Origin of the sequence: Nocardia takedensis NBRC 100417, assembly GCF_000308695.1 — a bacterium.
In the GTDB taxonomy this organism is placed as follows: Bacteria; Actinomycetota; Actinomycetes; order Mycobacteriales; family Mycobacteriaceae; genus Nocardia; species Nocardia takedensis.
On sequence record NZ_BAGG01000265.1, the window covers coordinates 92,880 to 113,926 of the forward strand.

Annotated in this window: 25 protein-coding genes; 7 read left to right on the top strand and 18 right to left on the bottom strand. The window is 69.2% G+C overall.

Annotation, left to right across the window (positions count from 1 at the left end; genetic code table 11):
• Positions 1-41 precede the first annotated feature (41 nt).
• On the top strand, positions 42-806 hold the full coding sequence (locus tag ON30_RS34755; RefSeq protein WP_040714612.1) for an SDR family oxidoreductase: 765 nt from the start codon (positions 42-44) through the stop codon (positions 804-806).
• A gap of 1 nt (position 807) precedes the next feature.
• Here the strand turns inward: ON30_RS34755 and ON30_RS34760 are convergent, their stop codons facing one another.
• Genes ON30_RS34760 through ON30_RS34795 form a run of 8 tightly spaced genes read right to left on the bottom strand, consistent with a single transcriptional unit; the run spans position 808 to position 8,030 of the window.
• The gene (locus ON30_RS34760; RefSeq protein WP_040714613.1) at positions 808-2,076 is read right to left on the bottom strand and encodes a metal-dependent hydrolase family protein; all 1,269 of its coding nucleotides are present in this window, start codon (positions 2,074-2,076) and stop codon (positions 808-810) included.
• Positions 2,073-2,405 (bottom strand): hypothetical protein, encoded by a 333-nt coding sequence (locus tag ON30_RS34765; RefSeq protein WP_040714615.1) that lies wholly within the window; start codon positions 2,403-2,405, stop codon positions 2,073-2,075. The genes ON30_RS34760 and ON30_RS34765 overlap by 4 nt, the downstream gene beginning before the upstream one ends.
• Entirely contained in the window at positions 2,402-3,676 is a 1,275-nt protein-coding gene (locus ON30_RS34770; RefSeq protein WP_040714617.1) for an aromatic ring-hydroxylating oxygenase subunit alpha, read from the bottom strand. The genes ON30_RS34765 and ON30_RS34770 overlap by 4 nt, the downstream gene beginning before the upstream one ends.
• Before the next feature lie 47 nt (positions 3,677-3,723).
• Complete coding sequence (locus ON30_RS34775; protein WP_040714619.1) at positions 3,724-4,566, bottom strand: TauD/TfdA dioxygenase family protein; 843 nt, start codon at positions 4,564-4,566, stop codon at positions 3,724-3,726.
• Between the two features lie 25 nt (positions 4,567-4,591).
• Positions 4,592-4,927, bottom strand: a complete 336-nt coding sequence (locus ON30_RS34780; protein ID WP_174387640.1) for a hypothetical protein — start codon at positions 4,925-4,927, stop codon at positions 4,592-4,594.
• On the bottom strand, positions 4,924-6,195 hold the full coding sequence (locus ON30_RS34785; protein WP_040714620.1) for an aromatic ring-hydroxylating oxygenase subunit alpha: 1,272 nt from the start codon (positions 6,193-6,195) through the stop codon (positions 4,924-4,926). Before ON30_RS34785 ends, ON30_RS34780 begins: the two co-directional genes overlap by 4 nt.
• Before the next feature lie 30 nt (positions 6,196-6,225).
• Entirely contained in the window at positions 6,226-6,990 is a 765-nt protein-coding gene (locus ON30_RS34790; protein WP_040714623.1) for an SDR family NAD(P)-dependent oxidoreductase, read from the bottom strand.
• A gap of 11 nt (positions 6,991-7,001) precedes the next feature.
• Positions 7,002-8,030 (bottom strand): ferredoxin--NADP reductase, encoded by a 1,029-nt coding sequence (locus ON30_RS34795; protein ID WP_051030437.1) that lies wholly within the window; start codon positions 8,028-8,030, stop codon positions 7,002-7,004.
• Between the two features lie 161 nt (positions 8,031-8,191).
• Between ON30_RS34795 and ON30_RS34800 the strand changes: the two genes are divergently transcribed.
• Both ON30_RS34800 and ON30_RS34805 read left to right on the top strand, forming a co-directional pair.
• Positions 8,192-8,812, top strand: a complete 621-nt coding sequence (locus ON30_RS34800; RefSeq protein WP_040714625.1) for a TetR/AcrR family transcriptional regulator — start codon at positions 8,192-8,194, stop codon at positions 8,810-8,812.
• Between the two features lie 157 nt (positions 8,813-8,969).
• Positions 8,970-9,260, top strand: coding sequence for a hypothetical protein (locus tag ON30_RS34805; RefSeq protein ID WP_157184064.1), 291 nt, complete (start codon positions 8,970-8,972; stop codon positions 9,258-9,260).
• A gap of 114 nt (positions 9,261-9,374) precedes the next feature.
• Here ON30_RS34805 and ON30_RS34810 read toward each other — a convergent pair whose 3' ends face one another.
• Entirely contained in the window at positions 9,375-9,857 is a 483-nt protein-coding gene (locus tag ON30_RS34810) for a hypothetical protein (protein WP_040714627.1), read from the bottom strand.
• 181 nt (positions 9,858-10,038) lie between these two features.
• Here ON30_RS34810 and ON30_RS36840 point away from each other — a divergent pair, with 181 nt between their 5' ends.
• Together ON30_RS36840 and ON30_RS34820 are read left to right on the top strand one after the other, a co-directional pair.
• On the top strand, positions 10,039-10,530 hold the full coding sequence (locus ON30_RS36840) for a hypothetical protein (protein WP_051030438.1): 492 nt from the start codon (positions 10,039-10,041) through the stop codon (positions 10,528-10,530).
• A 193-nt stretch (positions 10,531-10,723) separates the two neighbouring features.
• On the top strand, positions 10,724-11,041 hold the full coding sequence (locus ON30_RS34820; protein ID WP_245554343.1) for a hypothetical protein: 318 nt from the start codon (positions 10,724-10,726) through the stop codon (positions 11,039-11,041).
• A gap of 44 nt (positions 11,042-11,085) precedes the next feature.
• Here ON30_RS34820 and ON30_RS34825 read toward each other — a convergent pair whose 3' ends face one another.
• Complete coding sequence (locus ON30_RS34825) at positions 11,086-11,733, bottom strand: sensor domain-containing protein (protein WP_051030439.1); 648 nt, start codon at positions 11,731-11,733, stop codon at positions 11,086-11,088.
• Positions 11,734-12,043: 310 nt separating this feature from the next.
• Between ON30_RS34825 and arfB the strand changes: the two genes are divergently transcribed.
• Complete coding sequence (arfB, locus tag ON30_RS34830; protein WP_040714628.1) at positions 12,044-12,472, top strand: alternative ribosome rescue aminoacyl-tRNA hydrolase ArfB; 429 nt, start codon at positions 12,044-12,046, stop codon at positions 12,470-12,472.
• 150 nt (positions 12,473-12,622) lie between these two features.
• Here arfB and ON30_RS34835 read toward each other — a convergent pair whose 3' ends face one another.
• The 6 genes from ON30_RS34835 to ON30_RS34860 all read right to left on the bottom strand — a co-directional run bounded on the left by ON30_RS34835 (position 12,623) and on the right by ON30_RS34860 (position 18,413).
• Positions 12,623-13,663, bottom strand: coding sequence for a CaiB/BaiF CoA transferase family protein (locus ON30_RS34835; RefSeq protein WP_040714629.1), 1,041 nt, complete (start codon positions 13,661-13,663; stop codon positions 12,623-12,625).
• The gene (locus tag ON30_RS34840; protein WP_040714630.1) at positions 13,660-14,640 is read right to left on the bottom strand and encodes an LLM class F420-dependent oxidoreductase; all 981 of its coding nucleotides are present in this window, start codon (positions 14,638-14,640) and stop codon (positions 13,660-13,662) included. Before ON30_RS34840 ends, ON30_RS34835 begins: the two co-directional genes overlap by 4 nt.
• Positions 14,641-14,677: 37 nt before the next feature.
• Positions 14,678-15,076, bottom strand: coding sequence for a cobalamin B12-binding domain-containing protein (locus tag ON30_RS34845; RefSeq protein ID WP_040714632.1), 399 nt, complete (start codon positions 15,074-15,076; stop codon positions 14,678-14,680).
• Entirely contained in the window at positions 15,076-16,653 is a 1,578-nt protein-coding gene (locus tag ON30_RS34850) for a methylmalonyl-CoA mutase family protein (RefSeq protein WP_040714698.1), read from the bottom strand. The genes ON30_RS34845 and ON30_RS34850 overlap by 1 nt, the downstream gene beginning before the upstream one ends.
• A 102-nt stretch (positions 16,654-16,755) precedes the next feature.
• Positions 16,756-17,472 carry an enoyl-CoA hydratase/isomerase family protein gene (locus tag ON30_RS34855; RefSeq protein ID WP_040714633.1) on the bottom strand — a complete coding sequence of 239 codons (717 nt, stop codon included), beginning with the start codon at positions 17,470-17,472 and terminating at the stop codon, positions 16,756-16,758.
• Positions 17,473-17,546: 74 nt separating this feature from the next.
• Positions 17,547-18,413 carry a mycofactocin-coupled SDR family oxidoreductase gene (locus ON30_RS34860; RefSeq protein WP_245554344.1) on the bottom strand — a complete coding sequence of 289 codons (867 nt, stop codon included), beginning with the start codon at positions 18,411-18,413 and terminating at the stop codon, positions 17,547-17,549.
• 125 nt (positions 18,414-18,538) lie between these two features.
• Here ON30_RS34860 and ON30_RS34865 point away from each other — a divergent pair, with 125 nt between their 5' ends.
• Positions 18,539-19,486: an alpha/beta fold hydrolase gene (locus tag ON30_RS34865; protein ID WP_040714634.1), complete on the top strand. Its 948-nt coding sequence runs from the start codon at positions 18,539-18,541 to the stop codon at positions 19,484-19,486.
• 73 nt (positions 19,487-19,559) lie between these two features.
• On the opposite strand, the gene ON30_RS34870 is transcribed toward ON30_RS34865, so the two are convergent.
• A complete protein-coding gene (locus ON30_RS34870) occupies positions 19,560-19,748 on the bottom strand; it encodes a ferredoxin (RefSeq protein WP_040714636.1) in 189 nt (62 codons plus the stop codon).
• A 3-nt stretch (positions 19,749-19,751) separates the two neighbouring features.
• The gene (locus ON30_RS34875; RefSeq protein WP_040714701.1) at positions 19,752-21,047 is read right to left on the bottom strand and encodes a cytochrome P450; all 1,296 of its coding nucleotides are present in this window, start codon (positions 21,045-21,047) and stop codon (positions 19,752-19,754) included.

The following is a 21,047-nucleotide window of genomic DNA, read 5'->3' on the forward strand; positions in this document are numbered from 1 at the left end:
CTTCTCATTTGAGAGTACGACTATCCAGGAGGGATTGCGAGATGCAGATCAGTGGGAGCGCCGCGCTGGTGGTGGGCGGCACCGGCGGCCTGGGCGAAGCGACCGTGCGCAGGCTGCACGCGGCGGGCGCGAAGGTCGTCGTCGCCGACGTCGCCGACCAGAAGGGCAAGGAACTCGAGAACGAACTCGGCATCCGGTACATGCACACCGACGCCACCGACGAGGATTCGGTGCGCGCCGCCGTCGCCGAGGCCGAAACCCTCGGCCCGCTGCGCATCTCGGTCGACACCCACGGCGGACCGGCCGCGGGCGGCAGGCTGATCGGCAAGGACGGCACGGCGCTGGACCTGACAGGCTTCCGCACCACCATCGAGTTCTACCTCACCGCCGTGTTCAACGTGCTGCGCCTGTCGGCCGAGGCGATCGCGCGGGCCGAGGCGCTCGAGGAGGGCGCGCGCGGCGTCATCGTGACCACCGCCTCGATCGCCGCGTACGAGGGCCAGGTCGGCCAACTCCCGTACGCGGCGGCCAAGGGCGGCGTCGCGGCGATGACCCTGGTCGCCGCGCGCGACCTGTCCCCACTGGGCATCCGCGTGGTCACCATCGCGCCCGGCACCATCAACACCCCCGCCTACGGCAAGGCCGCCGACCGCCTCGAACAGCACTGGGGCCCGCAGGTCCCCTTCCCGCACCGCATGGGCCGGTCCGAGGAATACGCCCGCCTGGCCACCGCCATCATCGACAACGACTACCTCAACGGCGAGGTCATCCGACTCGACGGCGCGCTGCGCTTCCCGCCGCGCTGACTCAACCGCCCGCGGTGTTCTTGTACACCGCACCGTCTTTCATCACGAAGCGGACGTCCTGGGTGACGGTGATGTCGCGAGTCGGATCACCCGGGACGGCGATGATGTCGGCGAGCAGACCGGGCGCCAACCGGCCCCGATCCTCGACGCCGAGCAGTTCGGCGGAGACCACGGTCGCCGCTCCCAGCGCCTGCGCGGGGGTCATCCCGCGATCGACCAACGCCCACAACTCCTTGGCGTTGTCGCCGTGCGGGACCGCGGGAGCGTCCGTGCCGCAGGCGATCCGGACGCCCGCCGCGATGGCCTTGCCCAGGGTGCGCCGCGCCTGCGGGAACACCTGCTCGGCCTTGGCGCGCAGCGCGGGCGGCGCTTTGGACACGTCGAGCCCTTCGGACAGGTAGCTGGTCGGCACCAGGAACGTGCCGTGCTCGACCATCATCGCGATCGTCTCGTCGGAGGCCAGCGACCCGTGTTCGATGCAGTCCACTCCCGCCTGGATACAGGCGCGGATACCGGCGTCGCCGTGCGCGTGCGCGGCCACCTTCAGCCCCGCCCGATGCGCCTCGTCGGTGATGGCACGCAGTTCCTCGTCGGAATACTGCTGGATGCCGGGCGCGGTGCTGTGCGACATGACCCCGCCCGAGGCCGAGATCTTGATCAACTGCGCCCCGTACTTGATCTGGTAGCGCACCGCGTGCCGCACCTGGTCGACCCCGTTGGCGATGCCCTCCTCCACCGACAGCGGCATGATGTGCGGGGCCAACTGCTGGAACATGGTGGGATCGAGATGTCCGCCGGTCGGGGTGATGGCGTGACCGGCGGAGGCGATCCGCGGGCCCGGAAACCACCCCTGTTCGATGGCCCGGTGCAGGTCGACATCGAGCAGATAACCGCCGGTCTTGACCATCAACCCGAGATTGCGCACCGTGGTGAAGCCCGCGAGCAGCGTCGTGCGGGCGTTGACCGTGGCGCGCAGGCTGCGATAGACCGGATCGTCGCGCACGCCGTGCATGGGGGCGGGCAAGCCGGTGGGATTCTCCGGCCCGCCGATGAACAGGTTGATCTCCATGTCCATCAGACCCGGCAGCAGCGTGACATCGCCCAGGTGCAGCACGGTGGCGTCCTCGGGTTCCACCGCCGGGTCGATCGCCTCGATGTGCTGTCCGCGCACCACGATCACCGCGGGCGCGTGCACCTCGCCGGTCACCACGTCCACCCACCGGGCCGCGCGCAGCACGACGGCCCGGTCGGTCGCGACGGAGGCCGTCATATCCGCGGCTCGAGCACGCAGTTCAGCATCGCCGCGCCGGAGTCCGGCACCCGCTGCTGACTCCACACCTCCACCGGGAAGGACACCATCACCATCGAATACAGCAACCACAGCAGGCGGCGGGCCTCGTCGGGCAACTCGTCGAGGGCGAACCGGTCGAGATAGACCAGCGCCGCCTCGGCCCGCGGGGTGACCGCGTCGTAGAAGCTCTGCATCTGCTCCATCGTGCTGTCGAGCCGACGCCCGTAGCGCTCGGGTTCGGTTTCCAGACACCAGGTTTCGGCGAAGGGTTCCAGATCGGCGAATTCGCCGGGCAGCAAGGCGGTCATCGGGCTTCGGCCTCCGTCGGTCGGTCGTGGTGCTCGCGGACCCAGTCCCCCGCCACCTTGTGCAGGTGCCGCAGCAGGATCTCCTGGTCGTTGAGCGGGAAGCGGGTCACCGCCCGCGACTCGAGCATGATCTGGGTGGCCTCGAGGGTGTTGCTGTCCTGCAACGCGTATTCCTTGAACGTCACCGCGGCCATCTCGCGGGCCAGGCGGTCGCGCGGTGTCTTGGCGGGCGTGAAATACAGGTTGCCCTCGAAGACGTGGGTGTCGTGTCCGGTCGGCCAGTAGTGGTAGGTCAGATACCAGCCGCCGGACCAGATGAGGATCACGAAGTTCGGGAACAGCTGGAACGAATCCAGGCCCCACGGATCGCATTTCGCCGGATTCAACCCGACCGGCATCTCCCCGAGATCGGGGACGTCCCACGGACCGAACAGGCCGCTGCGGGTGATGTCCTCCATCGGTTTGCGCATGGTCGGATCGAGTTCCCACGTCACCACACCCGAGGTGCTGACCAGGCGGTGCGGTCCGTCGAGTTGGTAGTGCGGCGCCTCGAATCCGGCCTGCTGGGCGGCGTTGGCGTAGTTGTCGGGCGACTGGCTCGCGTGCAGCACGGGCGCGTGATAGAACTCCTGGAACGCGTCCATGTAGAGCTTCCAGTTCGCGCCCACCTCGGCCCGGTAGTAGTACCGGTCGGTGAGCTTGTCGAACGGGTAGCCCTCGAGGTCGGTGACCATGGGGCCCAGGAACTCCCGCAACGTCTGCGGCGGTTCGGGCGCGAGGTTGACGAAGACGAAGCCCGCCCACACCTCGCAGTGCACCGCGGCCAATCCGTAGTCGGCCTTGTCGAGGTCGAAGAACTCGCCCTCCTGCTGCACGAAGCTCAACGCCCCGTCCAGACCGTAACGCCACCCGTGATACTTACAGGTGAACTGACGGCAGGTCCCCGAAGTCTCCTCGCGCGGAAACTCGTTCCACACCAACTTGTTCCCGCGATGACGGCAGATGTTGTGGAACGCGCGGATCTGTTGGTCGCGGCCACGCACCAGGATCACCGAGGTGCGCGCGGCGTCGATCTCCTTGGTGAAGTAGCTGCCGACTTTCGGAAGTTGTTCCACCCGGCCGACATTGAGCCAGGCACGCTGGAAGATCGCGGTGCGTTCGAGTTCGTAGAACTCGGGGGAGATCGAGTCCTCGTAGGACATCGGGGCGGTGCCGAGCTCGGAATAGTGCTCGGTCCAGCTGCCCTCGGGGGGTTTGGGCCAACGCGGCATGGTCGTACTCCTGGACTTGCGATATCGGGCCGGGGCTGTGCGGGGGGCTATTGGATGGGTTCGTCGCCGAGCACGGTGGTGCGCAGCATCTCGCGCGGCGAATCGGGCGGATACGGTGCGGCGCGGTGGATCACGCCGCGGTTGTCCCAGATGACGGTGTCGCCCACCGACCATTCGTGCCGATACACCCGCTCGGGCGCGGTGCTGCGGTCGAGCAGGTCCTCGAGCAGGCGGCGGCCCGCCTCGGGCGCCATGCCCACGACCTCGCCCGCGGACGCGCCGAGCACCAGGGAACGGCGTCCCGAACGGTGCGTCCACACGATCGGGTGTTCGCGCACCGGACGGCGATGCCAGGCCGCGAGCTGTTCGGGGGTCGGATCGGCGGTGACCCGACGCTGGGACGCCTCGAGCGAATGCACCACCCGCAGCCCGGCCAACTGCCGCCGCTCGTCCTCGCCCAGGTCGTCGTAGGCCTGGTAGGTGCTGGCGAATTCGGTCTCGCCGCCGCTGTCGGCCACCGCCAACGCCGAGAGCATGGTGGCGCGCTGCGGAAAAGCGTCATCCTCGGGGGTGCAGCCGTCGATGTGCCAGTCGAAGGTCGCGCGCAGGTAGTTCGCCGAGGAGTTCTTGGAAGTGTCCAGGCTGACCCGGTAGATCCCCGCGACCGGATGGTGGCCCGGCGAGGTGTCGACCGGCCCGAGCGTGCGACAGAACGCCACCTGTGTCTCCGGGTCCAGGTGCAGCCCGCGGAAGACGAGGACGCCGTTGTCCTCGAGGGCCTGTTCGATGGCGCGCGGCACGGCGGGGTCGCCGACGAGACGGTCGGGGGTGAGCCCGACGATCTCGGCGCCCACGTCTTTGCCCAGTTTCGCCACGGTGAGTGTGGTCATGGTCGTGTCCTTCGGATCGGGGCGGTCAGGGGGCGGGCTCGCCGACGCGGTCGAGCCAGGCGTCGGCGGCGTCGACCGGCAGCGGCTGCTGGAAGATCTCCACCGCCATCGCCACCGTGACCAGGGAATAGACGAGCAACAGCAGGTTGAGCGCGTCCTCGGGCAGATCGTCGAGCGGGAATTTGTCGCAGTAGACGATGGCGTCGTCCAGGCGCGGGAAGAACGCATCGTAGAAGGCGTTCAACTCGGCCATGCTCGACCGCGTGCGGCGCGTCCACCGCTCGGATTCGGTCGCCAGGCACCAGGTGGGCGCGAACTCCTCGAATTCGGCGAACGCGGGCGGCAGCATGCTCGGGCTCATCGCGCGCCCACCTTCGCGCCGCGGTAGTCGTTCACCCAGTCGGCGACGACCTTGTGGAAATGCCGGACCAGGATCTCCTGGTCGTTGACCGGGTAGTCGGTGATGCCCGCGGTCCGATAAGCCTGTTCCAGCGCGGTCTGGGTGCCCGTGAGCATGCCCGCGTCCTGGAGCGCGAACTCCTTGAACACCACCGAGGCCACCTCGTGTTCGACCCGCTTGCGCACCGAGTCGGCGGGCTGGAAGCACAGCGTGCCCTCGAAGGTGTGGGTGTTGTAGGAGGTCGGCCAGTACCGGTAGAGCAGATACCAGCCCCGGTAGAACAGGATCTCGATGTTCGGGAAGATCTGGAAGTTGTCGATCCCCCACGGATCGATCCGGCCCGGGTTGATGCCCGGCGGCAGTTCCCCGATGTCCGGCGACTCCCACGGCCCCACCAATCCGCTGCGCGTCACCCGCTCGATCGGATACATGTACTCCGCGGGCAGGGTCCAGCGCCGCGCGCCGCCGGTGCTGACCATGCGGTGCGGACCGTCGAGTTGGAAATGCGCGCAGGTGAATCCGGCCTCGGTCTTGCGCACCGCGCCCGGCACCTGCTGGGAGTGCAGCCCCGGCACGTGGTAGTACTCCTGGAAGGCATCGGCGAAAAGCTTCCAGTTGCTCTGGTTCTCGGCCCGGAAGGTGTACCACTCGGTCATGCGGTCGAAGGGGTAGTCCTCCAGCGCGGTCACCATCGGTCCCAGGAACTCCCGCAGCGTCTGCGGCGGTTCGGGCGCGAGGTTGACGAAGACGAAGCCCGCCCACACCTCGCAGTGCACCGCGGCCAATCCGTAGTCGGCCTTGTCGAGGTCGAAGAACTCGCCCTCCTGCTGCACGAAGCTCAACGCCCCGTCCAGACCGTAACGCCACCCGTGATACTTACAGGTGAACTGACGGCAGGTCCCCGAAGTCTCCTCGCGCGGAAACTCGTTCCACACCAACTTGTTCCCGCGATGACGGCAGACATTGTGGAACGCGCGCACTTGCTTGTCGCGATCGCGCACCACCACGACCGAGGTGCGAGCGGCGTCGATCTCCTTGGTGAAATAGCTGCCGATCTTCGGAAGCTGTTCCACCCGGCCGACATTGAGCCAGGTCCGCTCGAAGATGGCCTTGCGTTCGAGTTCGTAGAATTCCGGGGACACCGAGTCCTCGAAGGACATCGGTCCGGTCCCCAGGTCGGGATAGTGCGCGGTCCAGCTGCCCGCGGCGGGCTTGGGCCAATCGGTCATCGTGGTTCTCCACTTCTGCGACGGGGGCGGTCAGATGACGGTGCCGCCGTTGACGCCGACCACCTGTCCGGTGATGTAGCGGGCGTCCTCGGAGCACAGGAAGGCGCAGGCCGCGGCGATGTCGTCCCCGGAGCCGAGGAAGCCGACCGGGATCGCGTTGGCCATGGTGTCGTTGTCGGGCAGATGTCCGGCCGCCTGCGAACTGCGCGACATCGGCGTGTCGATTCCCGAGGGCGGGATGGTGTTGACGGTGATGCCGCGCGAGGCGTATTCGCGGGCAAGACCTTTGGTCATCGCGATGACCGCGCCCTTGGCGGCGGTGTAGTGCACCATCCCCGGCGACCCGCGCTGCGCGCTGGAGGAGGAGATGGTGACGATCCGGCCCCACCCCCGCTCGAGCATGTCCGTGACGACGGCCTGCACGCAGTGGAAGGTGCCGGTCAGGTTCACCTCGACCACCCGCTGCCAGGACTCCGGGCTGATCTCGACGAACGGTTGGAACGCCACCAGACCCGCGCTGGTGACCAGGATGTCGACGGGGCCGAAATCCGCGCGGACCGTCTTCAGCGCGGCCTCGACGCCCGCGCGGTCGGTGACGTCGACGGCGAAACCCAGCGCCTTGCCGCCGTCGGCCCGGATCTCGGCCGCGGCCCGCTCGGCGCCCGCGCCGTCGAGGTCGAGGACCGCGACCCGCACGCCGTTGGCCGCCAACCGCTTGCTGATCGACAGACCCATACCGGAGGCTCCGCCGGTGACGACCGCGGTGCGGTCGCCGAAGGTGAGGGGGGATGCCATGCCAGGTGCTCCTATTCGTAGTCGACCCGCACCAGCGGGCCCGTCGGAACGGCCTGGCAGGTCAGCACATAGCCGTCTTCGACTTCCTCGTCGGAGAGCGCGTCGTTGTGGCGCATGACCGCCCGGCCCTCGGTGATCCGGGCCAGACAACTGCCGCAACTGCCCGTCTCGCAGGAGGAGGGCGGACGCAGTCCGAACGCGCGGGCCGCCTGCAACAGGGTCTTCCCGTCACGGTGCTCGCCGGTCGCGGTGCGCTTGCCGCACCGGATGTGCAGGGTCACCGGCTCGGCGGAGGTCACGACGACCCCGGCGTCCTCGACGGTGAAGCGCTCGACGCGCAGCCGGTCCCGGGCGACACCCGCCCGTTCCAGCGAGGTCTGCACCAGATCCATGAAAGGCGCGGGGCCGCAGAGGAAGTACTCCGCCTCGCCGTCCAGCAGTTCGGCGATCCGGGTGGCGGTGGGCGGACCGGCCTCGGCGTCGAGGTGGTGCTCCACGGTCAGCCTGCCGGGATACCGCGCGGCCAATTCCGCCAGGTCGGCCGCGAAGATGATCGAGTCGCGGTCGCGGTTGGCGTAGAACAGGCGCACGCGGCGCGCGGTGGTCGCCAACGCGGTCCGCACGATCGAGAACACCGGGGTGATCCCGCTGCCGCCCGCGAAGGCCACGATGTCACCGGTTCCCTCGCGCAGAACGAAAGCCCCTGCCGGAGACTCGATCTCGAGAAAGTCCCCGACGCCGACGTGATCGTTCAGCCACGTCGACACCACACCGTCCGCCACCCGCTTCACAGTGATGCGCGGCCTGTCGTCGAGCGACGGCGACGAGGACATCGAATAGCACCGCCGATGCTCACGCCCGTCGATCGATGCCACCACCGTGACGAACTGCCCGGCGCGGTAACCGAACTCGCGCCCCTCGTCGGGAAACTCGAGGACGAACGACCGCGCGTCGGCGGTCTCCACCCGCACCTCGGCCACCCGGGCCGCGAAGGCGCAGGCGTCCGGACGGGATTCGGCCTGGCGCGTCGGACTCGACACCGCGTTCCCCCTTCGACTACGCCGGGACACCGGCTCGAAGTTTGATCGAACGATCAATTTGATCGACTGGTTAAATTAAAGGGCCGACGCGGGTCGGTGTCAAGACTCGGGCCGGGAACCCGGCCCTATGATCGAGCCGTGACCATCGGAAAGAGGCAGCCATGAGCGAGAAGGCGCCGACCAAGCCGGAGCGGGTGGGCCGCGCCCACAGCGCCGCCACCCGGGGCGCGCTGCTCGACGCCGCCGAGCAGATCATGCTCGAGGAGGGCTACGCCGCCGTCAGCTCACGCCGCCTCGCCGCCCGAGCGGGCGTCAACCCGGGCCTGGTCTACTACCACTACGACACGATGGACAACCTGTTCGTCGAACTGTTCCGCCGCGGCGCCGAACGCAGCTACGAACGCCAGCGCCGCGCCCTGGAATCCCCGCAACCCCTGTGGGCGCTGTGGGAGGCGATCCACGACCAGTCCCAGACCTCGCTCACCATGGAATTCGTCTCCATGGCCAACCACCGCGAGACCATCTGGGCCGAGATCGCCCAGTCCTCCCGCCGCTTCCGGCACCTGCAACTCGACGCCGTCACCGACATCCTCGCCGCCCACCCCGACATCCCACCCCTGTGGACCCCCACCCGAGTGGTCATGCTCATGTCCAGCATCTCCCGCCAACTGCGCATGGAGGAATCCTTCGACATCGACACCGGCCACGCCGAAACCATCGAACTCATCGAGGATTTCCTCCGCAGCACCGAAGGCGAGCGCCGCTCCCCCGACCCGCGCTGAGTCGGGTTCGTCCTGGCCGCAACGGTTCTGAGCGCCGGTGACGCGGCCGCTGCCGTTCGCCGATTCCGAAGGTAACCTCGATCTGGAGATCGCCCGACGAACAGGCGAGTCGGGCGCGGGGAGGATCGCCGTGCGACGCATACGAATCATCGCTCAATTGACCACCTACCCACCGGAAGTCCTGCGGTCCATGCCCGACCGCCCGGGCGGAAAAACCCTCGACGAATGGAAATCCCGCTTCGGCGGCTCGATGGAAGGCGAACTCCCCGACATCTACGGCGGCCGACGTCGTATATCGCTGGAACCCCTCACCGACCTCCCCGCCGACACCTACATCGATTTGGTCTTCGTCCGCTCCCACCCCGGCGGATTCGGCCCGAACGACAACCTCCCCGACTCGGTCGTCCTGTCCGAATTCGACGCTCCCCCGGACACTTCCGAACTCTGAGACACCCCGCTTCGCGCGGCGCGGTTCCGCGGCCAGAGTGTGAATCGATCCCGTCGCTCGATTACGCCGCGCCCGCGATGGCCGGAGTGACGCGCACGAGCGAGCAGATAGCGGTCAGCCGCCGAACAGGCCCAGATCGTCGTAGGCGCGCACCGCGTTTCCCGCGAACAGCGCACCGACAACGATGGTGACGACCACGACGCCCGCGACGGCGCGCGGCAGCGGCGACCGCTCGCCGCTGGGACGGCGCAGGATCATGACGACGTAGACGACGAGGATAGCGACCGCGAGGACGATCGATTCCACCAGCGACCAGATCGTGTTCTGCGGGACGTAGGACGCGTGGTAGTAGTGCTCGAAGACTTCACGCGGCACGTCTCCCACCCCTCGCGCCATCGGTGCCGACACACCTTTCGCGAGCGCGCCACCGACCAACCAGTACACGAAAGCGAGAGGCACGAACACACTGACCGACAACAGGATTCGCGACGCGGCAGTCCGAGAACGGTCGCTCACCAGCGTGGTGAGCGGTGCCGCCGTCGTCAACGCGATCACCACGCCCGCCGCCAGCGGCGTCACGAGCAGCGGGACGTACACCTCGCCCTAGCAGAGCGCTCCGGCCGAGGAAAGCGGTCTGACCCGCAATGTCGTCGCCTTCGACGGCGCAGGTGAGCGGACGGGAGCCTTCTACGCCGGCGACGCCATCGCCCAACTACAGACCGATCCGAGCGGCACGATCTGGATCAGCTATCTGGACGAAGCCACCTACCGGACAGCCATGCCGGATGGCACTTGGGGGGAATACTTCCTGATCGGACTGGCTCGGTGGGACGATCCCGGCGGCAAACCTTGGTTCGTCGAAAGCGACACCCGCAGGGAGGTCTGCTGGTGTGACTGTTACGCGCTCAACGTCGGCCGGACGCTGGTCAACGCGTGCCCGTATACAGATTTCCCGCTGGTCGAGATGGATGCGAACGGCGTCCGATCGATCACACCGAATCCGATCACACGCTGCACCGCGCTGGCGGTAGCGGATTCCGAACTCGCCTTCCTCGACCAAGTCCGCCTCGACAACAAGCGGATCTGGACCATCCGCAGAGGCCGTCGCCATGACGGCATGGTGACCGAGACCGGGACGGAACTGCTCACTCTGCCCGGCGGCCGGTCACCGAAAGGCTGGGCCCGGGGAAAGATCGGCCGCGATGCCACGATCTGGCTGCACGAGGACGGCAACCCCCGACAGTGGTACCGATACGAGATCGACTGCTGATCGACCCGAACGGAATTCGGCTCGCCGGAGTGTCGCCCCCCATCGCGAGGGCAGGGGGCCTCGAATGCGAACACTTCATTCGAGGCCGCGCTCGTTCCGGTCCGCCGGAACGCCTCGGCTGCGGTGCCGGACTACACGCTCTGGTCGACTTCGCCGCCGCCTTCGCATCCCAGCCCGTCGGTAGGCTCGGGGCATGGGTGGGGCCTTGTTGGTGTTGATCGCGGCATTCGGGCCGCTGATACTGCTCGGGTGGGCGGCTGTCCGGGCGAAGCGTCGCGGGCTCGGTGGGGCGTTCGTGGGGCCGTTCCAGGAGATGTTCGATCCCGGTGCGGCGCGCGCGCAGATCGTGGTCGAGCAGTTCGCGGAGTTGCCGGATCCCGCGGATTCCGGTGATCCGGACAACGAGGACGACAGGCCGAACACGGTGATCTACAGGGGTGTTCGGCTCTACATCGATCCGGGCAGGGCGCGGCGGCACGCTGACGATGAACCTACCGAGCGGGCTGGCTGAGAAGGAGGGTTCGGGATTCCACCGTCCCGGGTGCCTCCGACTGTCTACACACACTCCGCCGAGCGGGAAAGGTCTCGGATCTCCGTCTCCATCACGGGAGTGAGCAACGTCCGCGCGAGACCGGCCTGCAAGGCGGCGCTCCCGCGCTGGACGAAGTACACGGTGAGCAATGCCACCACGCCGATGACCGTGTAGAGGACCGTCCTGTTCTGCTCGGTGTCCGTGCCCATGACCGTCTCGATGAAGACGTCGCGACTCTCACCCCTGGGGATGAACCCGCCCCAGAACCAGTAGGTCAAGCCGCCCAGGGTCGCGGCCCACCAGACGATCGGCAGCACGAACGCGATGATCGCGATCGGCAGGACGAGCACCGCGTACAGCAGATCCAGCCAGCTCTGCCCCTGGACGATCGGCGCGGTCATCCGGCGGAACCAGCCCGCCCCTTCCGGCGCGCGAGCATAGTGCGGCCGATTCGTCGGGCCGCCCGTCAGTCGGTGCAGTCGGGCGCGCTCGATGTCGGCGAACCCGCGCGCGACCAGCAGTGTCAGCGCGAGCAACGGAATCCCGACGAAGATCACCGCTGTGCCGAGGCTCGCGGTGAAGAGGGGCACCAGGAGACCGAACCCGACCACCGCCAGGGGCAGGCCGAGGAACGTGTAGGTGAAGTCGAGGCCCATGCGCCGCAGGATCATGCGATCGACGCTAGGTCCGCGCCCCGCGAAGGGTCATCCCTCCCCGGTAAGGGCTCCCCTGCCTCCGGGGAGGGAGGCCGACCGATCACGTCTACGTCTCGAAGCAGCGTTCGCTGGGCGTCGAGGACGATCAGCGGCGGCCCCTGGACATCCGCTGCGCGGACAGGCGCGAAATCTTCCAGGTGAGATCCGTTCTCATCGCACTCCCATGTCAGGCCCGGTCCCCCGGACAGGTCTTCGCTATGGTGAACAACGAGGTCATCGCTGGTCCACAGCAGGTGGCCGAGTCGGATCACGAAGCGGAAAGAACATGGCGGAGGACCTGACGGTGACTCGGACGCTGGTGATACCGGCGTCCGAATTGCGCGAGCGGTTCTCGCGGTCCTCCGGTCCCGGCGGACAGCACGTCAACACCACCGACAGTCGAGTCGAGCTGTCGTTCGACCTCGCCGCCTCGCGCGCGGTGCCGGAATGGCTGCGCACCCGGATGCTCGAACACCTCGGCTCCCGTCTGGTCGACGGCGTACTCACGATCGCCGCCTCCGAGCACCGCGCGCAGGGACAGAACCGTGCGGCCGCCCGCGAACGCCTGGTCTCGTTGCTGCGTGAGGCCGCCGCGCCCCCGCCGCCCGTCCGCCGCGCCACCAAGCCCTCGCGCGGAGCGAAGGAACGACGCCTCGCCGCGAAGAAACGCCGCGGCGTCACCAAACGCAACCGCCGCGCCTCCCCCGACGACTGACCGACACCTGGACAAGGTCCCGGCCCCGCGTCGACTTCGGCCACCACCGCAGACAACCGACCTAACCGGACGCGGCCGCGATAGCCCGCCGAACCCGGCCGGGCAACACACCATGATCGGGATGCCGGAATCGGGCGTTCGCGGCGCGGGTCAGGTTCCGTATTCGCCGAGTTCGGGGGCGGGGCGGTAGGTGGGGAGGTACTCGGAGACGTGGATGGGGTTGCCGACCGCGCGGCGGTCGCCGACGGTGACCACGGGTGCTCCCGGGGCGTCGAGGGCTTCGGGGAGTTCGCGTACCGCGGCGGCCGGAATTCCCAACGGACGCAGACGTTTTTCCCAGCCCGCGGCCGTGTCGGTGGACAACGCGGCGGTCACGGCGGCCAGTACCTCGGCACGTCGGGCGGCGCGATCGGCCATCCGCTCGAATCCCGCGATCCCGGCCTCGGCGGCGAAGGATTTCCAGAACCCGTCGTGGGTGATGAACAGCGCCAGGTGCCCGGCGGCGGTCGGGAACAGTTGGGCGGGAACGTAGTACGAGTGCGCGCCGAACGGTCGACGTGTCGGACGGACGCCGTCGTTCAGGTAGGCCGCCGCGTGATAGTTGAGTTGGGAGAGCATCACCTCGTAGAGCGACACGTCGATCTGTCCGCCGCGACCGGAGACGATCTGGGCCAGCAACCCCAGTGCGGCGGTCAGGCCGGTGGAGTTGTCGGCGGAGGAGTAGCCCGGCAGGGTGGGCGGGCCTTCGGGATCGCCGGTGAGCGCGGCGATCCCGGCGGCGGCCTGGATGACGTAGTCGAAGGCCGGGCTGTCCCCGCCGTGCAGTCCGTAGCCGGTGATGCTGACGCAGACGATGCGTTCGTTGTGGGCGCGCAGCGCGTCGTAGGTGAGGCCGAGTCTCTTGATCGCGGAGGGTTTCAGGTTCACCAGCAGCGCATGGGATTCGGCGACCAGGTCGGTCAAACCGGCGCGGCCCGCGTCGGTTTCCAGGGCGAGCCGGATGCTGCGTTTGTTGCGGTTGAGGCTGGCGAAGTAGCTCGCGCCGACCTGGCGGGAGATGTCGCCCGCGGCGGGTTCGACTTTGATGACTTCGGCCCCGAGGTCGGCCAGCATCATGGTGGCGTAGGGGCCCGCCAACATGGTGCCGACCTCGAGCACCCGGATGCCCGCGAGCGGGCCGGGGCCGGTCACGGCTCGGCGGTCGCGGGAGCGGGGCGCAGCTCCCGGGCCAGGTCGGCGATCATCTCGCGGGTGCGGCGTTTGGAGGCGATCAGGGCGTCGCGGTCGTCGCCGATGGGCAGCAGGCGCACCGAGATGTCGGTGGCGCCCGCTTCGGCGTAGCGGCGCAGGCCGTCCGCGATCGCCGACTCGTCGCCGACGACGCACAGGTCGCCGATGTCGCGGGCGTCGCCTTGTTCGAGCAGCCGCTGGTAGTTGGGCGAGACCTCCGCCTCACCGAGGATGCGGTTGGCGCGGGCGCGGGCCTCGTCGCGTTCGTTCGAGGCGCACAGACAGACCGGCACCCCCGCGACGATGCGGGGGGCCGGACGGCCCACGGCGTCGGCGGCCGCCGTGATCCTGGGGGCGACGTGCTCGGCGATGGCCCGTTCGTCGGCCATCCAGAGCACGGTGCCGTCGGCCTGTTCGCCCGCGATGCGCAGCATCACCGGCCCGAGCGCGGCGACCAGCACCGGTACCGGGGCTACCGGTCCGAGGTCGAGCGGGTTGTGCACGGTGAAGGTGTCGTTCTCGACGTCGACCGATCCACTGCCGCGCAGTCCGGCCTCGAGCACCTCGAGGTAGTCGCGGGTGTAGGCGGCGGGCTTGTCGTATGGGAGGCCGAGCATGTCGCGCACGATCCAGTGGTGCGAGGGGCCGACACCGAGCGCCAGCCTGCCGCCCGCGGCGGCGTGCGCCGAGAGCGCTTGGCGGGCGAGCGCGATCGGGTGTTGGGCCTGCAACGGCACGACCGCGGTGCCGAGTTCGATGCGCGAACTCGCCAGGCCGAGGGCCGCGACGGTGATCAGCGCGTCGAAGTCGGTGGGGATCTGCGGAATCCACGCCGTGTCCAGGCCCGCGGACTCGGCCCACTCGATATCGCGCAGCATGCGCTCGAGTTTGCGGCCGGAATCCCCCTTCTCCGGACCGATCATCACACCGATTCGCACGGTACCTCCACACTGACTCGACGGGCGTACTGGACGTTCACGGCGCGGAAGTCGCGGTGAGCGCGCGGATCTCGGTCACCAACGTCTCCAGCGGGGTGCTGGTCGGGAAGACCGCGGCGGCGCCCACCGCCTCGAGTTTCGCGACGTCGGAGCGCGGGATGGTGCCGCCGACTACGACCGCGATATCGCCGGCGTCGGCGGCCCGCAACGCGTCGACCACGCGCTTGGTCAGCGCGAGGTGCGCGCCGGAGAGGATGCTCAGTCCGACCACGGCGACGTCCTCTTGCAGGGCGATCGAGACGATGTCCTCGATGCGCTGCCGGATGCCGGTGTAGATGACCTCGAATCCGGCGTCGCGCAGGGTGCGGGCGACGATCTTCGCGCCCCGATCATGGCCGTCCAGACCGGGTTTGGCGACCAGTACGCGCGCGGGCATCAGAACACCACCGGCTGCTGGAATTCGCCCCACACCGACTTCAGCGCGGCGGTCATCTCCCCGACCGTGCAGTAGGCGTTGGCGCAATCGATCAGGCGATGCATGAGGTTGTCGTCTCCTTCCGCGCCGCGCGCGAGGGCGGCCAAGGTGGTGCGCACGGCGGCGGGGTCGCGTTCGGCCTTGACCTTCGCCAGGCGTTTGAGCTGTCGTTCCCGGCCTTCGGCGTCGAGTTCGTAGGTGCCGATGTCGGGCGCGGGTTCGTCGGAGACGAAGGTGTTGACGCCGACCACCGGGCGTTCGCCGGATTCGACGGCGTGGTGCAGGCGGAACGCCTCGTCGGCGATGAGTCCTTGCAGGTAGCCGTCCTCGATGCAGCGGACCATGCCGCCGTGCTGTTCGAGGTCGTCCATGATCTCGATGATCCGTTCCTCGGTGGCGTCGGTGAGCGCCTCCACGAAGTAGGACCCGCCGAGCGGATCGGCGACCCTGGTCACCCCGGTCTCGTAGGCGAGCACCTGCTGGGTGCGCAGGGCCATGGTGGCCGATTCCTCGCTGGGCAGCGCGAACGGCTCGTCCCAGGCGGCGGTGAACATCGACTGCACCCCGCCGAGCACGGAGGCCAGCGCCTCGTAGGCGACCCGCACCACGTTGTTCTGGGCCTGCGGCGCGTAGAGGGAGGCGCCGCCCGCGACGCAGCCGAAGCGGAACATCGACGCCTTGTCGGTGCTCGCGCCGTAGCGCTCGCGAACCAGGGTGGCCCAACGGCGGCGTCCGGCACGGTATTTCGCGATCTCCTCGAAGAAATCGCCGTGGGTGTAGAAGAAGAACGAGATCTGCGGGGCGAACCGGTCGATGCTCATCCGCCCGCGCTCGACGACGGTGTCGCAGTAGGTGACTCCGTCGGCGAGGGTGAAGGCCATCTCCTGCACGGCGTTGGCGCCCGCGTCGCGGAAGTGCGCGCCCGCCACCGAGATCGCGTTGAAGCGCGGCACTTCGGCGGCGCAGAACTCGATGGTGTCGGCGATCAGGCGCAGCGACGGTTCCGGCGGCCAGATCCAGGTGCCGCGCGAGGCGTATTCCTTGAGGATGTCGTTCTGGATGGTGCCGGTGAGCGCGGCGCGGGGCACGCCCTTCTTCTCGGCGGCGGCGACGTAGAGGGCGAGCAGGATCGCGGCGGTGCCGTTGATGGTGAAGCTGGTGCTGATCCGGTCCAGCGGGATGCCGTCGAAGAGGATCTCGGCGTCGGCGAGGGTGTCCACGGCCACGCCGACGCGCCCGACCTCCTCGCCGACTTCGGCGTCGTCGGAGTCGTAGCCGCACTGGGTGGGCAGGTCCAGCGCCACCGACAGGCCGGTGCCGCCCTGCTCGAGCAGGTAGCGGTAGCGGCGGTTGGATTCCTCGGCGGTGCCGAAGCCGGAGTACTGCCGGAATGTCCACAGCCGTCCGCGATATCCCGTCGCGAAGTTGCCGCGGGTGAAGGGATACGCGCCCGGTGCGGGCGGTTGCTCGTCACGCTCGCGCGGCCCGTAGCTCGGCTCGAGCGGGATCCCCGAGGAGGTGTGCACGTCGTTACTCATCATTGATTATGCTACTTCCGAAAAATGAGAATGCCAATACCGTAGGGCGGAGACGACTCGGGCCGGGGAGCGCGCGCTCACCCGGCCCGTGCGCCCGCGAGGTCAGCGCGCGCGGTTGAGCACCGCGTCGGCGGCGACCCAGTGCGCGTCGGAGACCCACAGCCGGGCGAAGGCGTCGACCGCCTCCGCGGCCGCCACACCGCCGATCACCCGTTTGATCTCCGCCGCTGGCCGCACCGCGAGGGCGCGGGCGAATTCACGCCAGCCCTTGTCGAATTCCGCGCGCGGCAGCACGTGGTCGATCAGCCCGACCCGTTCCGCCGCCGCCGCGTCGAGGATGGTCCCCGACCCGGCCAGCCACAGCGCGCGACCGGGTCCGACCAGCCGCGCCAGCCGTTCCGCGCCGCCCCAGGCGGGCATGATCTGCAAGCTCACCTGATTGAATCCGATCTTGATATCCGCGGCGGCCACCCGGATGTCGGCGGCTACCGCGACTTCCGCGCCGCCACCGAGGGCATGGCCGTTGAGCGCGGCGATCACCGGGCCGGGGAAGGCCGCGAGGCGATCGCAGACACCGCGCATCCGCCACGCCATCGCGGCGGCCTGCTCGGTGGTGCGCAGCGCGGCGAGCTGTTTGAGATCACCGCCCGAGACGAAAGCGCGGTCACCGCCGCCCGTGATGACCAGGGCCGCCGCGTCCGCCGCCGCCTCGATCGCCTCGTCGAGCCGATCCATCGTCTCGGGGGCGATCGCGTTCCTGGCCTCGGGCCGGTCGATCTTGATGATCGCCAGCTCTCCGTCCCGTTCCAACTCGACCATTCGACACACCTTCGGTAGACCTGGTTCTCCACGGGGAGAACACCTTTGCCAACCCGACTCCCGGGCCGGCGCGCTCATCCCGCCCGTTCGACGGCCATCGGCCGGACGGGCGCGGCCGCGTCCCCTTTCGCCTCGACCACCGCGCCGGCGATCGCCCCGCTGTCGGGACCCGCCAGGAAGGCGAGCACCGTGGCGACCTGGTCGGGCGCCAAAGCCGACGGCGACCCGATCAGGCTCTGTCGCACCGGATCCGCGCCGCCCGAGAGTCGGACGCCCTCGGCGAGCAGATCGGTGGCGGTCGCCCCCGGACTGACCGCGTTGGCGGTCACACCCGTTCCCGACAACTCGGCGTTCAGCGACCGGATCAGGCCCGCCACACCGGCATTGGCCGCGCCGTAGGCGGCGAACAGCGGTACCCCGTCCAGGGTGCTCGCCGCCGACACCGCGAGGAAGCGACCCGTGCGCGGCGCGGGCCGGGCCAGCAGCGCGGGCACCGCGGCCCTTGCCAGTTGCGCGACACCGCCCAGGCAGACGTCGAGGACCGCGCGTTCGGCTTCGGGCGACATCTCCCACAGCGGCACGCCGCCCGCGAGGACGCCGGCGGCGGCGATCGCCGCGTCGAGTCCGCCCCAGGCGCGAACCGCGGTGTCGACCGCGGCGCGCAGCGCGTCGGGATCGCGGACGTCGGCGACGAACGAGCGCACCGCGCCGACCCGGTTGACCAGACTCCCGGCCCGATTCGTCACAGCGGCCAACTCACCGGCGCTCGCCAGCGGATAGGGCAGCGCCGCATCGTTCTCGGCGCTGTCGACGGCCAGGACGGACCAGCCACGGGAGGCCAGCGCCAGCACGGTCGCCGCGCCGATCCCGCGGCCCGCTCCGGTGACGACGGCCGCTCTGCGATGTTCGCCCCGGCAGCGGCTCGGCATGGGTCGCACCACGATCGACACTCCTTCGGGAGACCGGAGCACGACCGCGATAATCGCACTTCCAAAAGTGATAATATCATTCTCATTCTCGTGTGACCACGGTCTACCACGCCGTTTCCCAAACCGATGGGCCCGCCATGACACTCACCGACCTCCCCTCGTCCGACTTCGCTGACCCGGCGCCGAAGCCGGTCGTCGCCGAGGTCGACGGCATCCCCGTCTCCGGACTGCTCGCCGAGGTCGCCGCACCGCGGGCGGTGCTGGTCGCGTTGCACGGCGGCGCCACCAGCGCCGCGTATTTCGACTGCCCCGGCCACCCGGAGTTGTCCCTGCTGCGCATGGCGCGCCGCCTGGGCTTCAGCGTCCTGGCCCTCGACCGCCCCGGCTACGGCAGTTCGGGACCGTTCGCCGACGAACTGGCCCCGCCGCACCGCCGCGTCGACCTGATGTTCGGCGCGATCGAGCGCCACCTCGGCACCCGCCCGCGCGGCGTGGGCGTCTTCCTGCTGGCCCATTCGGCGGGATGCGAACTCGCGCTGCGCATGGCGGCCGATCCGCGCGGGGCGGACCTGCTCGGCGTGGAGTTGGCGGGCACGGGACGTCTGCACCCCCCGTTGGCCCAAGAAGTGCTGTGGGGCGGACAGGACGAGCCGGGGTGGGTGCCGCGCGGAGTCGGCGCGCTGCTGTGGCATCCGCCGCGGCTCTACGCGCCGGAGATCCTGGGCGGCGCGACGATCGGCGCGGTCGGCCCGCGCCTCGAGGCCGACACCGTCCGGGACTGGGCCACCGACGAATTCCCGGACCTGGCCGGGCGGGTGCGGATTCCGGTGCGGTACTGCGTCGGCGACCACGAGCGGATCTGGCGCAACGACCCCGAGGAACTGGCGGCCGTCGGCGCGCTGTTCACCGCCGCGCCGCGGGTGGTGCTGAAGCTCCAGACCGACACCGGCCACAACATCAGCGTCGGCCGCACCGCCACCGCCTACCACCTGGGCCTGCTGGCCTTCGCGGAGGAATGCGCGATCGCCGCCGAGGCCGACGACTTCACCGCGCCCGCACTGCGATTCGACGGTTTCGGGGCCTGAGACCGACTCCGGTTCCGCGACGAAGGCCCCGGACGAGCGAACGGGCCGCGGCGCTCACCGCGGCCCGTCGGGCTCACTCCGGGACGATCGCCTGCTCTGGACAGGCCGAGATCGTCTCCGCCACCGCGTCTTCGAGATCGTCGGGGATCTCGGCGAGCAGCACTTCGGCGTAGCCGTCGGCGTTGATGGCGAAGACCTCCGGGCACAGCGTCAGGCACACGCCGTGCCCTCGGCAGCGATCCGCGTCCACTGTCACTTTCATCTCTCATCCCTCCTTGACGTCGAATTCCAGGTGCAGGTCGGTCAGCCCGCGCAGGATGAACGTCGGCAGGTAGCGGAACTCGCGCGCGCCCTCGGGACCGTGCACGGTCTCGTCGAACCGGATGTCGGTGGTCCTGGACAGCAGTCGCTCGATCGCCACCCGCGCCTCCGCGCGCGCCAGCGGGGCGCCCGGGCAACTGTGCGGGCCGCGGCCGAAGGCCATGTGGGCGCGGGCGTTCGAGCGCGCCGGATCGAAGGTCTCCGGGTCCTCGAAGCGGCGCGGGTCCCGGTTCGCGGCGCTGTTGACCACCATGAGCACACTGCCCTGCGGCACCTCGGCGCCGCCGACCTCGGTCATGGTCTTCGACAGTCGGAAGTCGCCCTTGACCGGGCTCTCCATCCGCAGCGACTCCTCGATGAAGTTCTGGATCCGGCTGTAGTCCTCGCGCAGGTAGCGCTGGATCTCCGGGTTCTCGACCATGGTCCGCAGCGCGGAACTGACCAGCCGCACGGTGGTCTCCTGGCCCGCGGAGAACAGGTTCGCCGCCACCCGCACCACATCGAGCACCTCGGGCTGCGACCCGTCCGGGAAGGTGGCCGTGGCCAGGCTGGTCAGCACGTCCTGACGCGGGTTCGCCCTGCGGTCCTCCACGTAGGCGGAGAACTTCTCGAAGAGGAACTCGATCGGGTTGTGCGACATGGATTCGCCCTCGGTGCTGCCGACGCTGCGCCCCTCGCCGTGCTTGGAGCGTTGCAGGGTCTCCAGGAACTCCTCCTGGTCCTCCTCGGGCACGCCCAGCAGGTCGGCGATCACGTAGAGGGTGAACGGTCCCGCGAAGTCACGGATGGAGTCGCCGCGGCCCGCGGCCAGGTACTCGTCGAGCATGCGGTCGGCGATCGACCACATGGCCTCCTCGTTCTCCTTGAGCCGCTTGGGGGTGATCAGCCGCATGAGCAGCGCGCGGTGCGCGGTGTGGGTGGGCGGGTCGAGGGTGGGCAACTGGTCGCTCATCGGCAGTTCGTCGCGGCGCGCGGCGATCAACGCCTCGACCTCGTCCGGGTCGACGTCGTCGAGCGGCACGGGGAACCCGGGGAAGGGTCCGGTGACCGCGATGCACGAGGAGAAGCGGCCGACGTCGTTGTAGACCTCGAGCGCTTCCTCGTATCCGGTCACCATGAGCACGTCGTGGTGGCGCTCCCGCTGCACCGGGCACTGATTGCGCAGGTGCTCGAAGTACGGGTACGGATCGTTCACCAGTTCCGGCCCCAGGAAGAAATCCAGATCCTGGAAGTTGTTCAC